Source organism: Rhodococcus wratislaviensis (assembly GCF_900455735.1).
GTDB lineage: Bacteria > Actinomycetota > Actinomycetes > Mycobacteriales > Mycobacteriaceae > Rhodococcus_F > Rhodococcus_F wratislaviensis.
The window spans coordinates 72,132-94,872 of sequence record NZ_UAUI01000002.1 but is presented as its reverse complement, the minus strand read 5'-3'; the positions used below and the strand labels follow the sequence as shown (position 1 = coordinate 94,872).

Sequence of the window (22,741 nt, the reverse complement as noted above, 5' to 3'; positions counted from 1 at the left end):
CTTCCGGCCCGCCGCGGCCGTGGTCGCCGTACTTCCCCCTTCGAGCCGGCGGCGCCGTCTATCCTCGGCGCCTCACTCCGCATCGGCGGCTCGAACACCAGAAAGTAGGCTCATCGATGAGCACATCAGCCGATTCCGCCGGAGGCACATCAGTGGTCGCAGGCGCACCCCGACCACCGGCCGGCTCTCGCTGGTCGCAACGCACCTTCGTCCGGACCCTGGCGATGGCGGGGCCGGCGTTCATCGCCGGGGCATGGCAGTTCGGGCCCGGAAATCTCGCCAGCGCCGTCCAAGCCGGCAGCGAATACAGCTACTCGCTGATCTGGGTCATCGCCCTGTCGACGATCTTCATGCTCGTCTACGCCGACATGAGTGTTCGCCTCGGCATCCGCACACCCGTGTCGATGATCAGCTCCGTCAAGGACATCCTCGGTCGCCGCGTCGGAACCGCCGCCGGGATCGGCGTCTTCATCATCACCCTGTGTTTCTCCGTCGGCAACGCCGTCGGCTCCGGGCTCGGCCTGTCCATGGTGTTCGGCGGCTCCCCGCTCATCTGGTCCGCGGTCTGCACCGTCTTCGTCGGCCTGATCCTACTGTTCCGCAACGTCTACCGCACCGTCGAACGCGTCCTGCTGGTCATCGTCGCACTCCTGGCCGCCACCTTCATCTTCAGTGCCGTCATCGCCCAACCCGACTGGTTCCAGGCCGTGAACGGACTCGTCCCCTCCATCCCACCCGGCGGGCAACTGCTCGTCGTCGCCCTGGTCGGCACCAACTTCTCCCTCAACGCCGCGTTCTTCACTTCCTACGGAACACACGAACGCAACCGCACCGCAGCCGAATACCGCCAAACGACTGTCGCCGACACCATCCCCGGGATCGTGGCCCCGGGCATCATGACTTCCCTCGTCATCATCGTCGCCGCCGCCGTCCTCGGCCGGCAGAACGCCGAAGCCACCACCCTCGCCGGGCTGGCCAGGATCTTCGAACCCATCGCCGGACCGGTCGGATCGACGATCTTCGCACTCGGCCTCTCGGGTGCCGCATTCTCTGCCATGGTCGCCAACGCCACCGCCGGCGGCACCATGCTCTCCGACGGACTCGGCAAAGGCCCGTCGCCCAGCACCCCGACCGCCAAACGCACCAGCGCCGCGATCCTCGCCTTCGGCCTCGTGATCACGATCCTGTTCACCAAGTCACCGGTGCAACTGATTATCTTCGCCCAAGCCCTCACCGTGCTCATCGCACCCTTCCTCGGGTTCCTGCTGTTCGTGATGAGCAACAACACCCAGCTGATGGGCAACCTCCGGAACACCTGGTGGAAGAACGTCATCGGCGCCCTCGGCTTCGTATCCATCCTGTCGCTCTCCGGCCTGCTGATCTACGAACTGCTCGGCTGACAACGACGCAGCCACCCACCGAGCCCGGCCCTGGTCGACACACTGCGAATGCGGTGTGTCGACCACCGCTCTCGCCGGCCGCGCGGTTCCACACCGCAGCTCCGATTCATCGACCGGCCGCACCTCCGACCGGTTGGGTAGTAGTCCATGCTGAACACGACCCTGTCCACCCACCTGTATGCACCGCTGGCCGACCTCTGGGACTGGCAACTGCACGCTGCCTGCCGCAACCACGCCCAGATCGTCGGCGAGCCGTTCGGAATCTGGTGCGGCACCACCGAATCCGATCGCCGATCCCATGTCCTTGTGCGCACCGCATCACTACCACGTCAGCGGAACCCGTTCGGCCAAAGACCTGGCCTACGGCGGCTGACCCTTCTCCCGGTCACACCCGCGTCCGGGTGGAACGAACCACCTCGCCTGAAACCGAATCGCGACCCGGGCCCATCCGAATTCATTGGTCGGGTCTTGCGGAAACCGTCACATCCATTCCAGGAAGCGAGCATATGCCGGTCTTCGTCATCGAATACACCTACTCTGCCGAGACCGCCGAGGGGCGCGGCCAACACCGAACCGCTCACCGCGCCTGGCTCGCAGACCTCGTCGACCAGCGGACCGTGATCACCTGCGGCCCCTTCGCCGACGACTCAGGGGCGTTCATCATCGTCGATGCCGACAATGCAGAGGTCGTCGAGCATCTCTTCGCGAACGACCCCTTCGCGATCCATGGACTCGTACCGCAGCACCGAATCATCGAATGGACCCCGGTCTTGGGTCGGGTCACCCGCTGAGCCAGAGGGACATCCATGCCCACTCAGCGAATTGCACAATTCGCCTCGCCGGGCTATCGGCGTTCCGGCAAGCAAACCTGCACCGGAACGAAGTGGCGCCCCGCGCATGCCGGCGGAAGTCGGCCCTCGTTCCGTAAGCGGATCCTCGATCGGGACGAGCACAGACCCTTCCGGGTGCGCGCTGGGCGCGGCGACGTTCGCGTCCCGGTGATGGTTCGGCTTGCGGAAAGGCTGCATTTGCCGCCGGCCTGCGTAGATCTGTCGTTGTGGATCGATAACCTCCGCCGCGAAGCGATCACTCGATCGATTGGCAGGCCGGTGGATCGAGGACGATTTCGGCGTCGGCTGGCGCAAAGCGGGCATTGATCGTTACGCGGTCGATCGAATGCTGCTCCCCGAACAAGGAATAGGGGTCATCGGGCCCGAACTCGAACTCCAGCGAGCGTAACGAACCCCCGTCGGCGAGCTCGACTGCAATCGGGCCATCTAGCCGGCCAAGGATCCAGCGATCCCCCCAAACCCGGTCTGGTGTGCCCGCGAACTCATCCTCAGGCAGTGCTGCCGAGTCTTTGAGTTCAACCTCGAAGGTGTCGGTCGACCGGACCTGGACCTGCTTGATCTCGTCGCGCAGACTCTCGACGACTGCGCCGGTGACCCGCAATGTTTCTTCGACGCTAATGGTGCCGGTGAAGTAGCCAACCGGCGCATGGGGGTTCATCCAACACCGCTGTCCGGCGCTACCGGTGGATCCACCGCCAGTCTCGCTTACCGCGCTTTCTGTACCTTCTCCTCCAAGGCCGACCACGGTCCCGATCTCAAACTTGGCTTGCGGTTGCGCTTCACCGACCTCGAACCGAAATCGACCGTCCGGTAGGGATACGAGTCCATCGCCGGACCAACGCGTATCCGCACTCTTGGCCTCTACCGAGAGCGTGAGCACCTCCGCGCCGAATGCCTCATTCGCCGCTCCCTCCTACGCGCGACTCGGGCGTGACAACTCCACCGGACGGCGTCCGCGCCTCGTCGGCTGAGCAGCCGACTGTCGTTGATGCAGAGAGCACACACAGGACGCTCGCTGCGAGGGTTCTCATGCCGCTTCGTCTCGGTCGGCTCAACATGCACGACATCCCTTCGCTCAACTGACGCTAGAGGTTGTCTGCCCATCCTCCGACATCATTAGTACAGGTCACACCTGTCCGCGCGTGGACAAAGACGTCGCCGCGCCCAACACCCCCGAATGGCGTCGACCGGTCAGCGATCGCTGACCGGCGCAACCTCCTGCATCATCGGGAGATGACTTCACGGGGCGTTGTCCGGTTCTGGAAGTGAGAAGACGGGAGGGGCACCATCGACTGTGTTCAGACGCCGGGTGGCTGCTGGGCAGTAGCCGGACACCGGTCTCTCCGGCAACGGCGGCGGATGCACTCGCTACCTTGGATACCGATCGACCGATGATTCTCGCGCTCGCGCGCAGTCTCCATTGATGTCAGCCGTTCAACCTGGAGGTCGCCGTGCGCAATTCCCTCACTCGCGCCACCCTATGGTCTGCGGCCGCAACCGAACGCGCCGCTCTTGCCGATGACCTCGCTGGTCTTCACGAGGCGCAGTGGGCACAGCAGTCGCTGTGCGGACGGTGGGTGGTAGAGGAGGTCGTTGCTCACCTCACGGCGGCGGCGAGTATCGGTGCGCTTCGTTGGTTTGGCAGTGTCCTGGGGGCACGGTTCGACTTTGACCTGCACAACGACCGACGTCTGGCCGAGTACCGAGGCGCGACCCCCGCCGAGACTCTCGAGTGGTTCCAGCGGGTCGTCACCAGCACGACGTCGGCGCCGGGTCCCACCGCGGCGTGGCTTGGTGAGGTGGTGGTGCATGCCCAGGACATCCGGCGGCCGCTCGGGTTCGCGCGCACGCCCGCCGTCGAGACGGTCACCGAGGTTGCCCGCTTCTACGCCCGGCGGGACTTCACCGTGGCCGGCCGCAGCACCATCGCAGGTCTTCGTCTCGAAGCGACCGACGGGCCCTTCACGACGGGAGCCGGCCCGATGGTCAGCGGCACGACCCTGGCGCTCACGATGGCCATGGCCGGTCGCGGTGCCTACTGTGATGACCTCACCGGGCCGGGCGTGCCGACACTGCGGGACCGCTGCACAACCTGACTGCGCTTGAGATCGTCCGCTGACGGAACCTGCACCGGGACGAAGTGGCGTCGCACCGCATGCCGGCCAGTCGGCCCCTCGTTCCGTAAGCGGATCGTGCAGCGGGCATGTACTCGTGGATGATCTGCCCATGCCCACATCCTCGGCCCACGCGGCATGCAGGACTGTCTTCGGCTCACCGACTGCCCGGGCTGAGCAGCCTCGACCAGTGAACCGGGCACATAGCGTCGACGATTAAGCGGGTGTCACGGCGGTGTGAGGTTGTATCGGGCGATCACGTCGGGCAACCAGTCGGGTTCGCCGAATTGCAGACCGTAGCGCTCGGCAATTGCGGCGATCTCGGCGATATCCCGCTCGCCGGCGGCGATCAGTTCGGACACTTCCAGGAAGCAATGTTCGAAGCCGGCCGGACTGATGATCTCGATCATGCGCGCCGGGACGGTGCCGGCGTTCCACATGGTGTGCATCTCACCCCGGGGTTTTGTGATGTATCCGCCGGATTCGAGAACGGCTTCCCGGTCGCCGGAGCGGAATCCGATCGCACCCTGGGTAACTATCGAGAATTCGTCCTCCCGCGTATGTAGATGTGGCGGGACCAGCGCACCGACCGGGAACGGGTGCTCGACGACCGACAACACCCCACCGGTGTCACGGCCCCATAGCTTGAATTCGACCCCGATCGGGCCCAGGTCACCGGTCTGCCCGGTCCCCGGCGGTACGACGACCAGCGGTGGGGGATCGATCTCGCTCACGCTTCTCACCTACTCACCGACGTTGACAGATCGGGTCACAAGGTCTCTGCTCAACTTTTCGCCGACGGTGCCGGCATTGTCAACGTTCCGGCGCATAGCCGATCGATAATCCTGGCTCCGTGATCGGTGCGCAGGCGATGCAAGAATTCGAGGATGGTCGTGGCGGCCATTACCGGCACTGATCGCAAGGTCCGGCAGTGATGCCGAGGAGCACGTGACGCTGACTCGTACCCATGATGCCGATTGAGGAATCCGGTGCTCCGGTAGGCGCTAGGACCCTTCGATGGTCCACGTGGCGATTCGCGGGAAGGCAGCTTCGAGTTCGCTGACCAGATCCTTCCACAGTGGCCCGTACACAAGCAGCGTGCCGTGGAGGGCGAGGAACGCGGCGACTGCGGGGTCGGGGTCAAAGCCATAGATGAGCGCGTTCAGTGCGCCAAATACGGGGTCGACAGGCTGTCCAACGTTCATGTCCCAGTTCGCATCACGGCCTCGGGCGTGCACCCGTACCCGGTACCGACCCGGCTCGACGACTGTCAGATCGGTGAGTCCTCCACTGGGTCGCCCTGCAGGGTCATCACACAATGTGGAGGCGTTGATGGTGCACTCGGCAACGTTCTCCCACTCCTCAACAACGTGCTGTCAGGTTGGTCGCGAAGTATTTCCACGCCGATCGAGAACGGGTCGTACGCGACACCGGTACGGACCGTCAGGAAGCCGCTTCCTGCGTCGAAGAGACTGCTCTCGACAGCGACCGCCAGGGTGTCTGCCATCTCGGACGGTGGGTGGTGGGTGGAGCCGATGACGGGAATCGAACCCGCGTATTCAGCTTGGGAAGCTGATGTTCTGCCATTGAACTACATCGGCGCGCACGATATTGGGCGCCCTTAGGCAGGCCCAACACCCTGCGGCGGAAACATTATCAGATGGTGATCCGGACTACCCGGGCACACTCGCGGTGTGTCATACGAGCGGTTTGCCGGCCTTCATTCGGCGTCGCAGATCGAACATGAGCAGGTTGTAGGGGAACTCCCGGATGCGGACGGGGATGCGCCTGCTGACGGCACCGATGGTGCGCAGGGTCCGGTCGAAGCGCTTCTGGTCTTTGTCGGTCCACGTGAGGTGCATTTCGTCGCGGAACTGCTGGGGGAGGAAGCCGTTGGTGAAGAACATGTTGAGCCGGCCGAACAGGCGGGAGACGATGGCGGGCAGGAATTCGAGGCGCGCGATGGAGAGGACGTGTTCGCGGATGGTGTCGTCGATGGACACCTTGTCGAGGGCCTTGTTCCAGTACTCGTCGAACGCGACGCGGTCTTCGGGCCACATCTCCGGGGGTACCTGGAGGGTGGTGCCGAACGTGGCGCCTTCCTTGTAGAAGAACTCGGCGGCTGTGGGGGAGAGGTCGCCGTGCAGGGCGCGGTTGACGTCTTCGAACCCGCGGTAGATGCAGGCGGCTACCCACAGCTGCAGTTCGGGGTCGAACGCGTTGTACTGGACGGGGCTGTCGGGGGTGGAGCGCACCTTGGCGTGGGCACGGTTGACGCCCTTGCGGAACGCCGCCTTCTCTTCGTCGCTGCCGCGGGCCGCGACCACGAGGTAGGTCAGCGTGGTACGGGTCCGCTTGATCGGGTGCCTGAACAGCTGGCCGCTCTCGACCTTGCTCTCGTACACGCCGTACCCGACCCCGGGATGGGCGAGCTGCATGATGATGTTCGCGGCGCCTGCCAGTAGTCCGGCGCCGTCCATGACCTGATCGAGACGGTCCGGTACTTCGAGTGACGTCGACATTTTGTTCCCTCTCCCCACCACGGATTCGCTATCTGAACACGACCGTACTCACATATATGTTCGCCGTCCAGAGTCCGGTGGAAAGATGGTGCGCATGGCTACCGCACCGGTGAACGCGAACGTCGGAAACTCGACGAGCGACGGTGGGCGCGTCTATGGCGGCCAGGAGCGTGACCAGCGCAAATCAGAACGACGCGGCCAGCTCATCGAGGCCGGACTCGACCTGTTGGGCAGCGCGGACGGCGACCACGCCTTGACCGTGCGCGGAGTCTGCAAGCAGGCCGGACTCGCCACCCGCTACTTCTACGAGAGCTTCACCGACCGCGACGCGCTCACCGTCGCCGTCTACGACCACGTCGTGGACCGGATCGCCACCAGCACCCTCGACGCCGTGTCGAACGCCGGGCCGGGTGAACGCGACATCGTGCGCGCCGGAGTCCGCAACATCGTGCGCGAGGTCGCCGAGGATCCACGCCAGGGTCGTCTCATGTTCTCGGTGGCGCAGTCGAGCGCGGTGCTGGCGCAGCGCCGCCTCGACAGTTCGCGGCTGTTCGCGGGCCTCGTCACGAAGCAGACGGTCGGGTACTACGAGGTGGCCGAGAGCCCGCGCCTCGACCTGGCCGCGCACTTCATGGTCGGGGGCCTGGCGCAGACCCTGACGGCGTGGTTGAACGGCACCGTGACCCTCCCCGAGGAGGAGCTGGTGGACACCTGCACCGAACTGCTGCTCTCGATGGCCATCCACACCCGTTAACCTCTACGTGTGCTCCTCTCCGATCGCGATCTCCGTGCCGAAATTTCCGCTGGACGTCTGGGCATCGACCCGTTCGACGATTCGATGGTCCAGCCCTCGAGCGTGGATGTGCGCCTCGACAGCCTGTTCCGGGTGTTCAACAACACCCGCTACACGCACATCGACCCAGCTCAGCGGCAGGACGAGCTGACGACGCTGGTCGAGCCGGCCGAGGGGGAGCCGTTCGTCCTGCACCCGGGTGAGTTCGTCCTCGGCTCCACGCTGGAGGTGTGTTCGCTGCCCGACGACCTGGCGGGACGCCTCGAGGGCAAGTCCTCGCTCGGCCGCCTCGGACTGCTGACGCACTCCACGGCCGGGTTCATCGACCCCGGCTTCAACGGGCACATCACCCTGGAACTCTCCAACGTCGCGAACCTGCCCATCACCCTGTGGCCGGGCATGAAGATCGGCCAGCTGTGCCTGCTGCGGCTGTCGAGCGCGGCGGAGCACCCGTACGGCAGCTCCGCCGTCGGCTCCAAGTACCAGGGCCAGCGCGGCCCGACGCCGTCGAAGGCCTACCTCAACTTCGCGCAGAGCTGAGCCCCGCGGCCCGACGAAAAAGTTGCAAACCGAGTGGTCCGCTACTCGTGTGTATTGCGGCGGGTGAGAGAAGACTGGGATTCGAAGCCGCCCTCTCCTGGGCGTTCGATCCCGGAGGCCGCCATGAAAGACGTAGTCGTGTTGTTGCCCGGCATCGGCGGGTCGGTCCTCGCTCGTGACGGCAAGGACGTATGGGCACCGACTCCGGGCGTCGCGCTGGCGGGCGTGCTGTCGCTGGGCGGGAACATCAAACGCCTGAAGCTCGACGGCGACGATCCGGACGTCGACGACCTGGGCGACGGCGTCGTGGCCACCCGCCTGGTCCCGGACTTCCACTTCGTTCCCGGGCTGGACTGGAAGATCGACGGGTACACGAAATTCCGTGACGACGTCGTCCGCCGATTCGGGGTGATTCCCGGCGACAACTATTTCGAGTTCCCCTACGACTGGCGGCGCGACAACCGGGTGGCGGCCCGCGCCCTGGCCCGCCGGACCCACGAGTGGCTGACGCGGTGGCGCGAGAAGTCGGGGAACGCGGACGCGAAGCTCGTGCTGGTGTGCCACTCCATGGGCGGAATCGTCGCTCGACTGTTCCTCGAATTCCTGGACGGGTGGCGTGACACCCGCACCCTCGTCACGTTCGGCACCCCGTACTCGGGCTCGGTCAACGCGCTCGACTTCCTCGTCAACGGGTTCCGCAAGGGCTGGGGTCCGTTCACCGTCGACCTCAGTGCGCTGATCCGGTCGTTCACGTCCGCCTACCAGTTGCTGCCCTCGTATCGGTGCATGGCGGGCGACGACGGGTCGTGGCTCGCGCTCGACGACGAGACGCTCGACTGGTCGGGGACGGGTCTGGACGCCGGCCGGATGAGTGCGGCGGTGCGCCTGCACCGGAACCTGCGCGACGCCGTCACCGCACGGCTGGATTCGGGACACGAGGGCTACGACATCCGGCCGGTGATCGGCGACTTCCAGCCCACCAAGTGGGCCGCCCGGCTCGCCGGGACGAAGGTCGAGACGATGACCGTCCGCGGACCCGGCGAGAGCGGCGGCGACGGCACCGTGCCGAAATTGTCGTCCACCCCGCACGAACTCATGACGGGATGGAAGAACGCGGCCTTCTTCAGCCAGCGGCACGGCTCCCTCCAGAACGACGACCCGGTACTCGACCATGTCGGCGGAATCCTGAACACCGCAATCCTCGCGCCCCCGAACGTGTTTCCGGCGGTGAACGAATCGGTCGCGCTGGAAGTCGACGACGTCACGACCGCCGAGCCGCTGGTGATCCGTGCGCGCACCGGTGCCGGGGGCGCCCGGCTTCTCGCGACGGTCGAGCCGATGGCCGGCGGTCCGAGCCGGGAACACCCGCTGGCGTCGACCGCCGACGGCTGGCAGCAGACCAGCCTCGACGGGCTGACCGCCCAGGACTACCGGATCACCGTCCGCGCACCCGGGGTGCACCCGGTCACCGACGTCGCGAGTGTGGTCGACCTCGACGAGATCGCCCGGTCCGTGGACGTCTAGGAGCGCGGACGCATGGGACCGACACCCGGTTTCGAGGCACTGGAGATCAGCGTTCTCCGGGCCGGCGACCACGTCTGGCTCTCGGCGCAGTCGCGGATGGGCTCGGTCTTCGCGGTGCGGCGGCCGATCCCGGAATGGAAACTGCCGAACGACGTCACCGGGAAGACGATCGACACACCGTCCGACTGGTTGACCGACACCGTCCGGCACGCGCGCACCGACGCCGCAACCCATGCGCTCGACGTCGGGCAGGTGCTGACGGATCTGGTGTTCGGGGTCCCGGACATCGTCACTCTGCTGCAGCAGAGCCGGGGGTTGGCCCGGACCACGGGAACCCAGCTCCTCGTGCGCGTCCTCGCCGCGCCGCAGGAAGTGTGCGCCTGGCCGTGGGAGTTGCTGCTGGATCCGCAACGACCCGACCAGTTCCTCGCCATGGCGCGCGACGTCCACGTGGTGCGGTCGGGACGGTCGCGCACCTACCCGCTGCGGCAGACGCCGATCGAGCCGCCGCTCAACCTCCTGCTGGTGATGTCGAGCCCCCTGCGGGAGGGCCCCGAGGATTCCGAGGCCCCGTTCGACCTGTATGCCGAGAAACGTAGCCTCTTGTCGGAATTGCGGCCCCTGGTGGACCGGGGTCTGCTCCGCGTCGTGGTCGAAGACCGCCCATCAGTCGAACGGCTCCGCAGTCGAATGGGCATGCAGAGACGCGGTTTTCACCTCTTCCACTATCTGGGCCACGCCAATCCGGACGGGCTCAAGCTGGAGCGGCGCAACGGTCGCGGGATGCTGCTGCCCAGCCAGGAATTCGCGTTGCTCTTGCAGCAACTCCCGGACCTCCGGCTGGCGGTGTTCGCGGGGTGTGAGACGGCACGCGCGCCGGACGGTGCCGCCGACGACGATCCCTGGCCCGGGCCGCTGTCGTCCGCCGACATCTGCGTGCGTGATGCGTGCCCGATGGTGATCGGGATGCAGGCAGTGCTGCCGTTCAGGACGGAGCGACTGCTGACGCGCTTCTTCTACCAGGCACTGACCGCAGGCCAGCCGGTGGCCGAGGCGTTGCGGCTGGCGCGGCTCGCGATCAACGGCGACGAGAACAGCGGTGACCCGCTGCTCGACTGGGCGGTTCCGTGCCTGTTCGTCGGGGGTAGCGAGCCCGGCGCGATCATCGATCCGGAGGCGCGGGCGCGGCCGGAGCCGCCGACCCGGCGGGTCGGGTTGCGGCTCGGTATCCGCCAGGGCGAACTTCGTTTCATCTCCCGCCTCGCGGAGCTGCGCGAGGGGGTGGACGTATTGTCCGGGCAGACGCCGGCGCGGTTGCTGCACGTCGTCGGAATGCCGTCGACGGGAAAGACCTCGCTTCTCGACCGGGTGCTCGACGAGCTCGACCCGCAGATCGCCCATCTGTACATCAGCGCGAAACGGCTGCTCGCGGAACCCGAACCGGTCCGCGAACTGGCTCGCCTCGTCGACGAGCTGATGCGCGAGGTCGGGGTGCGCACCGTCCGGCCGGGCAGATTCAGCGCAGGCGACTGGTGGGAGCGACTTCTCGGCGACCTCACCGAAGTCCCGGTTGCGATCGTCATCGACGACGGTGACCTGCTGCTCGGCGACGCGCCCGGCGCCCCGGGCCTCCTCGACGCGCTGGTCCTGCTGACGCAGCGGCGCAGCAAGGCACGGCTCGCGGTGGCGGCCACCGTGGACCTCGTCGAACTGACGCGACCGCTTCGCCCCTCGGAGGTGCGCACGATCCGCCTCGACGCCCTGTCGTGGCCTGAAGTGTGGCAATGGATCCGGCGCAATCTGCCGACCCTGACCCGCTATCCGGAGAAGGATCTGTCTCGGCTCTACGCGGACGTGCGGCACCTGGAACTGTGGGAGCAGTTGGCGGATCTCGCCGCCCGGAACGGCACGTTCGACCCGCGGGACCTGCCGATCCTCGTCGGGCAGCTCGGCGTCGGCGCCGCGAAAGCGGCGCCCCAGGTATCGAACGGGTCCGACTTCTTCGGCGCCGAAACCGCTGTGCCCGAAGCGGAGGCGGCGGCAGCGTCGCCGGTGCGGCGCGCGTTGCGGTTGGCGGTCGCGGGTCCGTTCACGGTGGGCCGACGCGAGGAGATCGCCGTCTCTGTCACGCAGTGCGCCATCAAGCACGGGGTTCCTGGGCGGGTAGTAGCCGGAGAGACGGGGGAGGGCGAATCGGCACTGGCCGAACTCCTTCCCGGGGAGCTGGCCTTCGGCGACGGTATCCCGTCCGAGCGCGACGTCTGCCGGTGGATGGAGGAGGGTGCCCTGGCCGACGCGGACATCCTGGTGTTGGACTACGGCAACGCGGTGCCCTCGGATGCGCAGAATGCGGTGATTGCGCGCCTGGTGAGCGACGGCAGGCTGGTGATCGCCTCGGGCGACCACTCGGACGAACCGGCATATCCGGCGTGGAGTGCGGATGCATTCGCCGTCGGAGCCGTCGAGGACGACGGCACGCTCACCCACGAAACCCCGTACTTCCCCGACGCGGGAAAACCCGACATCTACGCGCCGCGGACGATCACCGGGACAGCGTGCGAGCAGCTCGTCGACCGACCGGAGATGGACGGCACGACGTTCGCCGCGCTGTACGTGGCTGTCGCGGCGATGCTGGTGTGGGCGACCGACCGCGACCTGACGGCGCAGGACGTCCGGGCGCTGCTGGTCGAGACGGCGACACCGATCTCGGCCCCGCGGGGCGACACCGCGAAGCAACTCGACGTCGAGGCGGCGCTGGATTCCGCGCGGCGGAAGGTTATCGTCGGCGCGCTCGGATCGGACGCACTCGAACTCGGGCAGCTCCTCGCGGAAACCCCCATCCGGCCGGAACTGGCGGTACCGCTCCTCGACGACCTCGTGGCCGACGGCGACCGCATCCGACGGGTCGTCCGAAACGGCGTCGAACAGTACGAACGCGCCGACACCGTGGTCGGACCGAGAAACGAGTAGCCCACTACGCATGACCGACGTGCCCGCGACGAGCAGGCTCGCAATCACAGGACGAGCCGCCCGACCTACGTGAGGACCGAGTCATGACCATCGTCGACAACATCGGAGACGGACAGTCGCAGCGCGCGATGCCCGGGGGGACGTTCGAGGCGGAACGACAGCGACAACGCGATGCGGCGGAACGGCGTGCCCGCGAACGGGCACCGCAGCGGGGCGAGCACGTGGACGCGCTCAACGGCCCCGGAGGTGTCGCCGCCGCGGATACTCCCGAACGGATCGCGAAGCGGGTGGACCGGCTCGGCCGCTACTACGGCAATGGGGGCTGGGAGTCCGACGCCCTCCCGGAACAGGTTCTCGAGAAGATAATCAACACAGCCGATTTCGTCGGCGTCCGATACCTCGATGCCGGTGCAGCCGCCGCCCGGTCGATCGGACGCGTCAACATCCGCGACGCGCGGGGAACCCTGCAGGGCTACGGCACGGGCTTCCTCGTCTCACCCACGCTGCTGCTGACCAACCATCACGTGCTGCCGAACGCGGACACGGCACGAAGCAGCGTGATCGAGTTCGACTACCAGGACGGTATCGACGGAAAACCCCGCCCGGTGCAGATGTTCCCGCTGGACCCCGGTCGGTTCTATCTCGCCGACCGGGAACGTGACTTCGCGCTGGTCGCGGTCGGAGCCGAACCCGGGACGCTCGCCCAGTTCGGTTTCAACCCGCTGATCCAAGCGGAGGGCAAGGCCGTCATCGGCGAGTTCGTGACCATCGTGCAGCACCCCCGCGGCGAGAAGAAGCAGATCGCCCTGCGGGAGAACCGTATCGTCGACATACCCGAGCGGTTTCTGCACTACTCGGCCGACACGGAACCCGGATCCTCGGGTTCACCGGTGTTCAACGACCAGTGGGAGGTGGTCGCGTTGCATCACGCGAGCGTGCGGGCGCCGCAACACACCGAGTTCGGTGGTGTCCTCAACGAAGGGGTGCGCATCAGCCGCATCCTCGAGTACGTGCGGGCGCAGAACCTGACCCCGCAGTCGCGTGACCTCGTCGACGACATCGTCCACGCGGAGCGGACGGCACCGACGGTATCCCCGGCCGTCGAACGCGAACGGGAAGTGACCGTCCGGGTTCCCCTCGAGATCACGGTACGTCTCGGCTCCGTCGACTCACCGGCCGCCACCCGGCGACCCGCTGAGCCCGAGGCGATCTCGATCGACCCGGACTACAGTACCCGCGGCGGGTACGACGCGAACTTCCTGCGCACGCCGCTACCCCTTCCGCGGCCCGCGACGCCGTCGGTCGCGTCACCGGAGTTGAAGTACCACCACTTCAGTGTCGTGATGCACCGCGAGCGGGCACTCGCGCTGTTCACCGCCGTGAACATCGACGGAACGCAGTCGCAGAGCCCGCGGCGCGACAGCGACAGATGGATTCTCGACCCGCGACTTCCGGCCGATCAGCAGACGGGGGAGGACGTGTACCGCGACAATCCGCTCGACCGCGGGCACCTCGTGCGCCGACTCGACCCGGCGTGGGGACCTCGCGCCAAGGCGGCGAACGACGACACGTTCCACTTCACGAATTGCACTCCGCAACATCACAGTTTCAACGCGGGGCAGACGCTGTGGCTCGGCCTCGAGGATTACGTTCTGAAGAACGCGGACAACGCCGATCTCGCCGTCAGTGTCGTCACCGGACCCGTTCTCGCGCCCGACGACCCCGAATACCGCGGGGTGGCGTTGCCGCGTCAGTTCTGGAAGACGGTGGCCATGGTCAAGCAGGACGGCGGTCTCTCGGTCACCGGATACCTGCTCAGCCAGGCCGCCCTGCTCGACGAATTCGCCGAGGGGGAGGAGGCGTTCTCCTACGGTGCGTACCGAACGTTCCAGGTGCCCGTCCGGCGGATCGCCCAGTTGACCGGTCTGGTCCTCGATCCCCACATCGCGGCCGATCCGCTCGAGCGGATCGAGGCGAGCGCCCTGCCTCGCGAACTGATCCGTCCCCAGGACCTGATTCTCTGAAACCGAAAGGGAGCCCGACGCCATGAGCACCAACGAATCAGAGGTCGATCTGCCCACGCGCCGCACGTGCGGGGCGATGGACGTGCACCGCCGGTTGTTGACCGAGTCGGAGTCGTATCGCATCGCCCGATCGGAGATCGAGAACCAGACCATCGACCTGGAATCGCTGCAGTCGATCGCCGCCCGCGGCGTCGCACGAATTCCGGTCGTCGTCCACGTCGTGTGGAAGACTGCGGCGCAGAACATTTCCGACGCCCAGATCGCGAGCCAGATCGTGGTGCTCAACAAGGATTTCCGGGCCACCAACGACGACGTGGACACCGTTCCGTCCGTGTTCGAGCATCTGGTCGGCGACGCGGGAATCGAATTCCACCTCGCCGACACGGACCCGGACGGACGGGCGACGAACGGAATCACCCGAACCGCAACCGAAGTCGACACCTTCGACCAGAACGACGGCGTCAAGTCCGCGGAGACCGGCGGCGCCGATCCGTGGCCGACGCAGAGATACCTGAACATCTGGGTCTGCGCGCTCGGCGGTGGTCTGCTCGGCTATGCACAGTTCCCCGGCGGTCCGGTTGCCACCGACGGCGTCGTGATCACCTACACCGCGTTCGGGACGACGGGCACTGCGCGGGCCCCGTTCAACCTCGGGCGCACCGCGACCCACGAGATCGGGCACTACTTCAATCTGTTCCACATCTGGGGCGACGACGGCACCGGGTGCCGGGGCTCCGACGAGGTCGGCGACACACCCAATCAGGGCGGGCAGAACGTCGGGATGCCGCGATTCCCGCACATCAGTTGCGGCAACGGCCCCCACGGCGACCTGTTCATGGATTACATGGACTACACGGACGACGCCGGGATGGTCATGTTCACCAAGGGGCAGGGCGCGCGGATGGGAGCGTGCCTCGACGGCGTCCGCAAGCAGTTGTGGACGGGGCGCCCTGGGGGAACGGAGTCCGCCGCGTCCGCGCTGGTTGCCCGAAGTGCTTCGGGACGCTGGCGGCATTCCTTCGAGGAGGACCACGACAGCGTCCGCGTGTACCGGCCCGCTGGATTCGACTTCCCGCGCGCGAGGGGGCGTGGCGGAATCGAATTCCGGCCGGACGGCTCGTTCGTCGACTGGGCGATCGGCCGGGGAGATGCCGACGAACCACGCGAAGGCACGTGGGTGCCCGCCGGCGACGACGGGCGACTCGAGGTGACTACGGCGGCGGGCGATTCGCGCACCGTCCGGGTGGTCCGGATCGAAGAGGACCGCCTCGAATTGGATGTGGGCGACGCCTTCTGACCCTGGCGGTGGGAGGTACCTGCGGGGATATAATTCTCTGACCTGGTATTCACACTCAGTGACGCGGTTCCGCCGTACTCGGGGAGACGGATTGGCGCGCCCCGAAAGGAATTCCGATGTCTACTCGACAAGTGGTGGGCCGGCTGGGCGCAGTGATCGCCGCCGCCGGCGCACTGTCGTTCGCAGTGCCCTCGGCCGTCTCCGCGGCGCCCTTCATCCCCGGCTCGATGTCGATGTGTGCCCCCGGCGCCTGGCTGACGTTCAACGCGGAGCGGGTCGCGCCCGACCGGATCCGGTACACCACCGCCGCGCCGCTCGCGCAGTGGAACGGCGCCGTCGTGCAGTTCACGAACCTCACCACCGGGTTCCGGGGTGTCGCGTTCGTCAACGACCCGGTTCCCGCCGCCGTCGGATTCGGCCCCGTGCTGAGCGAGGTCGCCGGATTGCTGCCGTGCTTCGTCAGCGCGGGCGTCACCATGTCGTAACGCCTCAGCTGGGGTCGGAGCCTCGGATGGCCGCCAACCACATCGCGACGGACGCCGCCACACACGTCGCGCCTGCGAACGCCGGAACCCCGCCGCCCGCGACGTACACCCACAGTGCCCCGGCGAACGGCGCCGCCACCGCGAATTGGGCGTCGAGGAGGAGTCGGCGGCCCGGCCGTGCGGCCATGTGGGCGCGCACCGGACCGTCCGGATCCGGGCGCGACGGGTTGTCGATCAACCGCCCGGCCGGCTCCGACCGACGGGCTCGCCCGGAGGGGAGCAGTCGACGGCCTTCCCAGACGACGACACTGCGCCGCCCCGCTTCGTGCACCGTCGCCGCGGTCGGGGTCGGCAGGGTGATCAGGGCGGGATCGAAGAACACGGGAATCCACACCGAACCCGATTCCTCACGAACCTCGATCCAGGACCTGCTGGTCAGCCGATACTGCTGGCGGACCCGGTGCACCGTGGCAGGGCGACCCGGCTCCGACCCCGAACGGGTGGCGGCGAACCACGTGTAGCCGGTGACACCGAACACCGTCGCCGCGACCACGACCAGTGCACTGAGCTGATCGGCGTCGGCGACCACGGCGAACGCGCCGCACACCGCCAGCGCGCACACGCCGACGGCCACGGGGTAGCGCACGGCTAGTTCAGGAACCCGATCGTGGTGTAGTCGTAGGACGCGAGACCCGCGGCGCCGAAGTTCGCCAGGTTGTCGCGCACCGCGACATTGCCCGGCGCCTGCACCAGCGGCAGCGAGAAACCCTCCTCGAACACCGCGGTGTCCACCTCGTTGGCCAGTTCGATCGCCTTCTGCGGGTCGAGTTCCGAGATCGTCCGCTCGATCAGCGCGTTCAGTTCGGGCGAACCGATCCGGCCGTAATTGCCCTGCAGGTCGTCGGGGTTGTACGCGTAGATCTGCGGTAGGCCGCTGAGCGGGAACGGATCACCCACCCAGGAGAATTGGGCGATGTCGAAGTCGCCGGGCTGAATCACATCGGTGAAGAACCCGGTGCCGCCGCGGGTATCGATGTTCAGCTTGGCGCCGATCTGCGCGAGGTTCTGCTGAAGGATCTGCGCGATCTGAACCCAGGTGGTCGACTGGTACATCACGTCGCGGATCTCGAGCCTGCGGCCATCCTTCTCCCGGAACTCGCCGTTGAGTTTCCAGCCGAGTTCGTCGAGCCGCCTCGCGGCCTCCTCGGGGTCGTAGGAGACGGCTGCGCCGTTGTCCTGGTAGCCCTCCTGACCGTTGAGGTAGACGTGGTTGTTCAGCGGCTGGGGATCGTCGACCAGACCGTTCTGGATCGCGGTCGCGATCCCCTGCCGGTCGATGCCCTTGGACAGCGCCACCCGCAACTCAGGGTCGGCGAGAATCGACCCCTCCGCGCCGTTGAACGTGATGTGCGAGAACTGGTTTCCCGGAGCCCGGCGGATCGCGATTCCTGCCGATCCCTGTGCGGTCTTCACCTCGTCGATGGTGCCCAGTCCGGACGCGTCGATCTCGTTGTTCTGCAGCGCGGGAATGCGCGCCGAGTCGTCGAGCACGCTGTAGGTGATGGTGTCGAGTTTCGGCGTGTTACCCCACCACGCGGGGTTGCGGCCCAGTGTGATTCGGTTCTGCGCCCGGTCGATCGACGCGATCCGGAACGGTCCCGACGTCAGCGTGACCCCGTCGCGCAGACTCTCGTTGAACGCCTCGGGGGTCGCGGTCACCGACTTCGGGTAGAGCATCGAATTGCCCGCGAACTGGCCCTTCCATTCGGCGTACGGCTCGGCGAACGTGATCACCGCCTGACGGTCGTCGACGCCGCGCTCGACCCTGTCGACCCGCTCGAACCCGGACGTGTTCGCGATCAGGAAGTCCTTGCTCTTCCCGCTGAGCGCCGCAGCCTGGGACTGGATGTCCGCCCACGTGATCGGGGTGCCGTCGGACCACACCGCCTTCGGGTCGATCGTGTACGTGACCTGTTGGGGATCGGTGCCGGTGAGCGCGACGTCGGTGAAGTAGTCGTGGTTCACCGACAGCGCGCCCGAGGCGTCGGTGCTGAACGCGCGGGGCATCATCGGCTTCAGCATGCCGGCGATCTCGGTGTCGTTGCCGTCGTTGGACAGCGTGTTGAAGTTCGGGGGGAAACCCGACAACGCCAACCGCAGATTTCCGCCGTCGCGCAACTCGCTGGGGTCGTGCGGATTGATGTCGTTGGTGGTGCCGATCGACCCGGACCCGGCCTCGACATCGCCGGTGTCCGAACCCCCGCAGCCACCGAGAACAAGTCCGAGGGCTAGGACCGATACCGCGAGGCGGGTGCGTGCCGAACGAATCCTCATGGGGTGCCCTTCCTCGAAGTTCGTAGACGTCAGTGTGCCAAATACGTCGGATCCGGAACGGGAATTGCCTCGAGGAGCGCCCGGGTGTACTCGTGCTGCGGATCCTCGAAAATCGTCTGCGCGGCCCCCGACTCGACGATCCTGCCCCGGTACATCACCGCGACGTCGTGCGCGATGTTGCGGACCACCGACAGGTCGTGGGAGACGAACAGGTACGACATGCCCCGCTGCTCCTGAAGATCGCGCAGGAGGTTGAGCACCCCGGCCTGGATCGAGACGTCGAGCGACGAGACCGGCTCGTCCAGGATCAGCAGTTCCGGGTCGAGGGCGAGCGCCCGGGCAATGCTGATCCGCTGCTTCTGGCCGCCCGAGAAATCGGCCGGATAGCGATCGGCGTGCTCGCGGCGCAACCCGACGAGGTCGAGCAACTCCGGTACCCGGCGGCCGACCTCCTCACGCCTGCGACCGTCCAGCCGGAGTGGCTCGGCGAGAACGTCGAACACCGGCAGCCGGGGATCCAGCGACGCCGTCGGATCCTGGAAGACGACCGCCATCTTGCGCCGGATCGCGCGCTTCTCGGGTGGGCTCAGCGCTGCGACGTCGGCGCCCAGCACCGCGATCGAACCGGATTCCGGCGCGGCCAGGTCGAGGATCTGCGTCAACGTGGTCGATTTGCCCGAACCGGATTCACCCACCAGCGCCAGCGTGCGGCCGGCTCGGATGTCGAAGCTGATGCCGTCGACCGCCCGGATCTCGCCCCGCTTGCGGCGGAAGACCAGACCGCTGGTGATCGGATACGTCTTCACCAGATCGGTCACCTGCAGCACCACCCGCTGTTCGGGTGCCATCTTCGCGGTGGGGGCGGATGCCGGCTGGTCCCGCCGATACGCCGTGAACAGGTCCCGGGTGTCCGTCTCGTCGACGCGGATGCACGCAGCCTGGTGACCGGGTCCGGTCGAGACGAGTTCCGGCTCGGCGAGCAGGCAGGCGTCCACCGCGAGCGGACAGCGCGGCGCGAACGTGCAGCCGGGTGGCAGCGAATGCAGCGCGGGCGGGGCACCGGCGATCGAGACCAGGCGGCTCCGGATCGGCGCATCCATCCGCGGCACGGACACGAGTAGCCCTGTGGTGTAGGGCATTCGGGGTTCGGCGAACAGTTCGCGCACCGGCGCCGACTCCACCACGCGGCCCGCGTACATCACCACCACGCGGTCGGCCAGCGTCGCGGCGATGCCCATGTCGTGGGTGATCATCACGACGCCGGCGCCGGTGAGGTCGCGGGCCTTGCGCAGCAGGTTCAGGATCTGCGCCTGCACGGTCACGTCGAGGGCAGTGGTCGGTTCGTCGCAGATGATCAGCGCGGGGTCGTTGGCGATGGCGATGGCGATCACGACGCGCTGGCGCATGCCACCGGAGAACTCGTGGGGAAACGCTTTGGCGCGCACCGCCGGATCGGGTATCCCGACCAGGTCGAGGAGCTCGACGGCGCGCTGCGCGGCGTCCTTCTTGCCGCTCGCCCTACCGTGGGCGAGCAGCGCCTCGGCGATCTGGTCACCGACCCGGTACACGGGCGTCAACGCGGACAGCGGGTCCTGGAACACCATGCTGACCGTCTTCCCGCGCAGCGACGACAGTTCCCGGTCTCCCATGCCCAGCAACTCGCGGCCCTGCAACCGGATGGAGCCAGTGACGCGCGCATGCTCGGGCAGCAGGCCCATCACGGCGAGTGACGCCACCGACTTACCCGAGCCCGACTCACCCACGATGGCGAGCACTTCGCCGTCGGAGACGCCGTAGCTGACACCCCGGACCGCCTCGATGCGGCCTTCCTCGCTGGGAAAGCTGACCCGCAGGTCCGCGATGTCGAGCAACGGTTGCCCGGTCACCGCTTCGCCTTCTTCTTCCTCTTGCCGGACCGGGCGCGCGTCGAGCTGGGGTCCACCGCGTCGCGCAGACCGTCGCCCACCAGGTTCGCCGACAACACGGTGATCACCAGCAGACCGCCGGCGAACAGGAACAGCCACGGGTAGGTGAGGGCGGATTCGGTGCCGTCGGCAATCAGCGACCCGAGGGAGATGTCCGGCTTCTGGACGCCGAACCCGAGGAAGCTGAGCCCGGTCTCGGCAAGGATCGCGGCACCGACGTTCAGGGTCGCGTCGATGATCAGAATCGACGCGATGTTCGGGACGATGTGGCTGGTGATGATCTTGTGCGTGGGGGCGCCCATGTACCGGGCCGCCTGAACGAATTCCCGCTCGCGCAGGCTCAGCGTCATTCCCCGAACCATCCGGGCGGTGATCATCCAGCCGAACACCGCCAGCAGCAGGATTAGCAGGGCGATCGAACTCGAGGACTTCAGCCGCGGGGTGAACACGGCGATGATGATGAAGCTGGGAACGACGAGCAGCAGATCGACCAGCCACATGATCACCCGATCCGGCCAGCCGCCGACATACCCCGCCAGCGCACCGACGAGCGCCGCGATCGCGGTGGAGAAGAGCGCGACGCAGATCCCGATGATCAGCGACTTCTGCAGCCCGCGCAGCGTCTGCGCGAGAACGTCTTGGCCGATCTGGTTGGTGCCGAACGGATGTTCGGGGCTGGGCGGCTGCAGCAGCGCGGTGTAGTCGAGTTGCTGATAGTCGTAGGGGAGCAGGTACGGTCCGACGAAGCTGCCCACGAACAGCAGCACCAGGACGCACACCCCGGCGATGGCGGGCTTGTTCCGGAGAAAGCGCCGCCACAGCAGGGTCCGGCGACCGACGGCCGACACCGCCGCATCGGTGGACGCGATCTGGATCTCAGTCACCCGACACGCACCCTCGGGTCGAGCGCCGCGTACACCACGTCCGAGAGCAGCCCCGACAACAGCACGATCAGCCCGGTGAACGACGTGATCGCCACGACGATGTTGGTGTCCTGATTGTCGATGCCGATGACGATCCACTCGCCGATGCCGTGCCAGCCGAAGATCGTCTCGGTGAACGTGGCGCCGACGACCAGCGCCCCGAATCCGTAGGCGAACAGTGTCGCCATCGGGATCAGCGCTGTCCGGAGCCCGTGCTTGAGCAGTGCCGCCCGCCGGGTCAGCCCCTTCGCCCGCGCGGTCCGAATGAAGTCGCTGCCCAGAACGTCGAGCATCGCGTTGCGTTGATACCGGCTGTAGCCGGCGATGCTGCCCAGCGCCAGCGCGATGGTCGGCAGCACGAGATGCTGCACGCGGTCGACGAACTGCGGCCAGAACCCGGTGATCGTGCTGGCCGAGGATTCGCCGGTGTACAGGAAGATCTGGCTGCCGGTGGCCGAGTTGATTTGGAGAGCACCGTATTTCAGCAGGGTCGCGACGAGGAACACCGGCGCACTGAGAATCAGCAGCGACACGACGGTGCTGAAATAGTCACTGAACTTGTACTGCCGGATCGCACCGGCGGCGCCGATCAGCACACCCAGCACCGCTCCGATCACGGAACCGAGGATCAGCAACCGCATGCTCACCAGGATCCGGCGGCCCAGCTCGTCCGACACCGGCTGACCCGTGATGGTGGTGCCGAAGTCGCCGTGGACCACGCCGCCCAGCCAGTTCGCGTACCGCACCGGGATCGGATCGTCCAGATGCAGTTCGGCGGCCTTCGCGTCGATCACCGATTGCGGTGGCCGCGGATTGCGCTGCTCAAGGCTGTCGAGCGGACGGAACGTGAGCGAGGCGAGACTGAACGTCAGGAACGACGCCAGCAGCAACAGCACCACGTAGTTGAGCGCTCGTCGTAGCAGGAAGCCGGCCATCCGTCCCCCTCGCAACTAGGGCTCAGGGTACGAATTATAGGAGCGTGCCGCCGGGCGTCAGCTCGACTCGGCGAAACCGGTGCCGCGTACGAATTTCCCGCCAC

19 protein-coding genes and 1 tRNA gene are annotated in these 22,741 nt (G+C 66.9%); 10 read left to right on the top strand and 10 right to left on the bottom strand.

Features of this window, described 5'->3' with window-relative positions; translation table 11 throughout:
- Window positions 1-152: 152 nt before the first annotated feature.
- Window positions 153-1,400, top strand: coding sequence for an Nramp family divalent metal transporter (locus DTA22_RS06795; protein WP_409372690.1), 1,248 nt, complete (start codon window positions 153-155; stop codon window positions 1,398-1,400).
- Between the two features lie 506 nt (window positions 1,401-1,906).
- Complete coding sequence (locus DTA22_RS06785; protein ID WP_112298951.1) at window positions 1,907-2,191, top strand: YciI family protein; 285 nt, start codon at window positions 1,907-1,909, stop codon at window positions 2,189-2,191.
- 295 nt (window positions 2,192-2,486) lie between these two features.
- Here the strand turns inward: DTA22_RS06785 and DTA22_RS06780 are convergent, their stop codons facing one another.
- Complete coding sequence (locus tag DTA22_RS06780) at window positions 2,487-2,909, bottom strand: hypothetical protein (RefSeq protein WP_112298950.1); 423 nt, start codon at window positions 2,907-2,909, stop codon at window positions 2,487-2,489.
- 793 nt (window positions 2,910-3,702) lie between these two features.
- On the opposite strand from DTA22_RS06780, the gene DTA22_RS06775 reads away from it, so the two are divergent.
- A complete protein-coding gene (locus DTA22_RS06775; RefSeq protein WP_112298949.1) occupies window positions 3,703-4,347 on the top strand; it encodes a maleylpyruvate isomerase family mycothiol-dependent enzyme in 645 nt (214 codons plus the stop codon).
- A 245-nt stretch (window positions 4,348-4,592) separates the two neighbouring features.
- On the opposite strand, the gene DTA22_RS06770 is transcribed toward DTA22_RS06775, so the two are convergent.
- The 4 genes from DTA22_RS06770 to DTA22_RS06755 form a co-directional block, all read right to left on the bottom strand.
- A complete protein-coding gene (locus DTA22_RS06770) occupies window positions 4,593-5,099 on the bottom strand; it encodes a cupin domain-containing protein (RefSeq protein WP_037235457.1) in 507 nt (168 codons plus the stop codon).
- A gap of 270 nt (window positions 5,100-5,369) precedes the next feature.
- Window positions 5,370-5,570, bottom strand: a complete 201-nt coding sequence (locus tag DTA22_RS06765) for a hypothetical protein (protein WP_112298948.1) — start codon at window positions 5,568-5,570, stop codon at window positions 5,370-5,372.
- Window positions 5,571-5,892: 322 nt separating this feature from the next.
- A tRNA-Gly gene (locus tag DTA22_RS06760) sits at window positions 5,893-5,966 on the bottom strand.
- Between the two features lie 96 nt (window positions 5,967-6,062).
- Window positions 6,063-6,887, bottom strand: a complete 825-nt coding sequence (locus DTA22_RS06755; RefSeq protein WP_112298947.1) for an oxygenase MpaB family protein — start codon at window positions 6,885-6,887, stop codon at window positions 6,063-6,065.
- 85 nt (window positions 6,888-6,972) lie between these two features.
- Between DTA22_RS06755 and DTA22_RS06750 the strand changes: the two genes are divergently transcribed.
- From DTA22_RS06750 to DTA22_RS06720, 7 genes are all read left to right on the top strand, one after another.
- Window positions 6,973-7,641: a TetR/AcrR family transcriptional regulator gene (locus DTA22_RS06750; protein WP_037235467.1), complete on the top strand. Its 669-nt coding sequence runs from the start codon at window positions 6,973-6,975 to the stop codon at window positions 7,639-7,641.
- Between the two features lie 9 nt (window positions 7,642-7,650).
- The gene (dcd, locus tag DTA22_RS06745; protein WP_005238072.1) at window positions 7,651-8,220 is read left to right on the top strand and encodes a dCTP deaminase; all 570 of its coding nucleotides are present in this window, start codon (window positions 7,651-7,653) and stop codon (window positions 8,218-8,220) included.
- Between the two features lie 123 nt (window positions 8,221-8,343).
- Window positions 8,344-9,744 (top strand): lipase/acyltransferase domain-containing protein, encoded by a 1,401-nt coding sequence (locus DTA22_RS06740; RefSeq protein ID WP_112298946.1) that lies wholly within the window; start codon window positions 8,344-8,346, stop codon window positions 9,742-9,744.
- 12 nt (window positions 9,745-9,756) lie between these two features.
- Window positions 9,757-12,714, top strand: a complete 2,958-nt coding sequence (locus tag DTA22_RS06735; protein WP_112298945.1) for a CHAT domain-containing protein — start codon at window positions 9,757-9,759, stop codon at window positions 12,712-12,714.
- An 83-nt stretch (window positions 12,715-12,797) separates the two neighbouring features.
- Window positions 12,798-14,738, top strand: a complete 1,941-nt coding sequence (locus DTA22_RS06730) for a DNA/RNA non-specific endonuclease (RefSeq protein ID WP_112298944.1) — start codon at window positions 12,798-12,800, stop codon at window positions 14,736-14,738.
- A 22-nt stretch (window positions 14,739-14,760) separates the two neighbouring features.
- The gene (locus DTA22_RS06725) at window positions 14,761-16,035 is read left to right on the top strand and encodes a zinc metalloprotease (protein ID WP_112298943.1); all 1,275 of its coding nucleotides are present in this window, start codon (window positions 14,761-14,763) and stop codon (window positions 16,033-16,035) included.
- Between the two features lie 116 nt (window positions 16,036-16,151).
- Window positions 16,152-16,520 carry a hypothetical protein gene (locus DTA22_RS06720; RefSeq protein ID WP_112298942.1) on the top strand — a complete coding sequence of 123 codons (369 nt, stop codon included), beginning with the start codon at window positions 16,152-16,154 and terminating at the stop codon, window positions 16,518-16,520.
- A gap of 4 nt (window positions 16,521-16,524) precedes the next feature.
- Here DTA22_RS06720 and DTA22_RS06715 read toward each other — a convergent pair whose 3' ends face one another.
- From DTA22_RS06715 to DTA22_RS06695, 5 genes are read right to left on the bottom strand one after another with little or no spacing between them, the layout of a single operon-like run.
- Window positions 16,525-17,166: a hypothetical protein gene (locus DTA22_RS06715; protein ID WP_245973342.1), complete on the bottom strand. Its 642-nt coding sequence runs from the start codon at window positions 17,164-17,166 to the stop codon at window positions 16,525-16,527.
- A gap of 2 nt (window positions 17,167-17,168) precedes the next feature.
- On the bottom strand, window positions 17,169-18,854 hold the full coding sequence (locus DTA22_RS06710; RefSeq protein WP_112298941.1) for an ABC transporter family substrate-binding protein: 1,686 nt from the start codon (window positions 18,852-18,854) through the stop codon (window positions 17,169-17,171).
- Between the two features lie 29 nt (window positions 18,855-18,883).
- Window positions 18,884-20,740, bottom strand: a complete 1,857-nt coding sequence (locus DTA22_RS06705) for a dipeptide ABC transporter ATP-binding protein (RefSeq protein WP_112298940.1) — start codon at window positions 20,738-20,740, stop codon at window positions 18,884-18,886.
- Window positions 20,737-21,663 carry an ABC transporter permease gene (locus DTA22_RS06700; RefSeq protein ID WP_037235488.1) on the bottom strand — a complete coding sequence of 309 codons (927 nt, stop codon included), beginning with the start codon at window positions 21,661-21,663 and terminating at the stop codon, window positions 20,737-20,739. The genes DTA22_RS06705 and DTA22_RS06700 overlap by 4 nt, the downstream gene beginning before the upstream one ends.
- Window positions 21,660-22,637, bottom strand: coding sequence for an ABC transporter permease (locus DTA22_RS06695; protein WP_112298939.1), 978 nt, complete (start codon window positions 22,635-22,637; stop codon window positions 21,660-21,662). Before DTA22_RS06695 ends, DTA22_RS06700 begins: the two co-directional genes overlap by 4 nt.
- Between the last annotated feature and the right edge of the window lie 104 nt (window positions 22,638-22,741).

Excerpts from the sequence above, each read along its gene's own strand:
- DTA22_RS06785 (WP_112298951.1), top strand. The coding sequence starts at position 1,907 with ATGCCGGTCTTCGTCATCGAATACACCTACTCTGCCGAGACCGCCGAG.
- DTA22_RS06780 (WP_112298950.1), bottom strand. The coding sequence starts at position 2,909 with ATGAACCCCCATGCGCCGGTTGGCTACTTCACCGGCACCATTAGCGTC.
- DTA22_RS06765 (WP_112298948.1), bottom strand. The coding sequence starts at position 5,570 with ATGAACGTTGGACAGCCTGTCGACCCCGTATTTGGCGCACTGAACGCG.
- DTA22_RS06755 (WP_112298947.1), bottom strand. The coding sequence starts at position 6,887 with ATGTCGACGTCACTCGAAGTACCGGACCGTCTCGATCAGGTCATGGAC.
- DTA22_RS06750 (WP_037235467.1), top strand. The coding sequence starts at position 6,973 with ATGGTGCGCATGGCTACCGCACCGGTGAACGCGAACGTCGGAAACTCG.
- DTA22_RS06740 (WP_112298946.1), top strand. The coding sequence starts at position 8,344 with ATGAAAGACGTAGTCGTGTTGTTGCCCGGCATCGGCGGGTCGGTCCTC.
- DTA22_RS06735 (WP_112298945.1), top strand. The coding sequence starts at position 9,757 with ATGGGACCGACACCCGGTTTCGAGGCACTGGAGATCAGCGTTCTCCGG.
- DTA22_RS06730 (WP_112298944.1), top strand. The coding sequence starts at position 12,798 with ATGACCATCGTCGACAACATCGGAGACGGACAGTCGCAGCGCGCGATG.
- DTA22_RS06725 (WP_112298943.1), top strand. The coding sequence starts at position 14,761 with ATGAGCACCAACGAATCAGAGGTCGATCTGCCCACGCGCCGCACGTGC.
- DTA22_RS06720 (WP_112298942.1), top strand. The coding sequence starts at position 16,152 with ATGTCTACTCGACAAGTGGTGGGCCGGCTGGGCGCAGTGATCGCCGCC.
- DTA22_RS06710 (WP_112298941.1), bottom strand. The coding sequence starts at position 18,854 with ATGAGGATTCGTTCGGCACGCACCCGCCTCGCGGTATCGGTCCTAGCC.
- DTA22_RS06695 (WP_112298939.1), bottom strand. The coding sequence starts at position 22,637 with ATGGCCGGCTTCCTGCTACGACGAGCGCTCAACTACGTGGTGCTGTTG.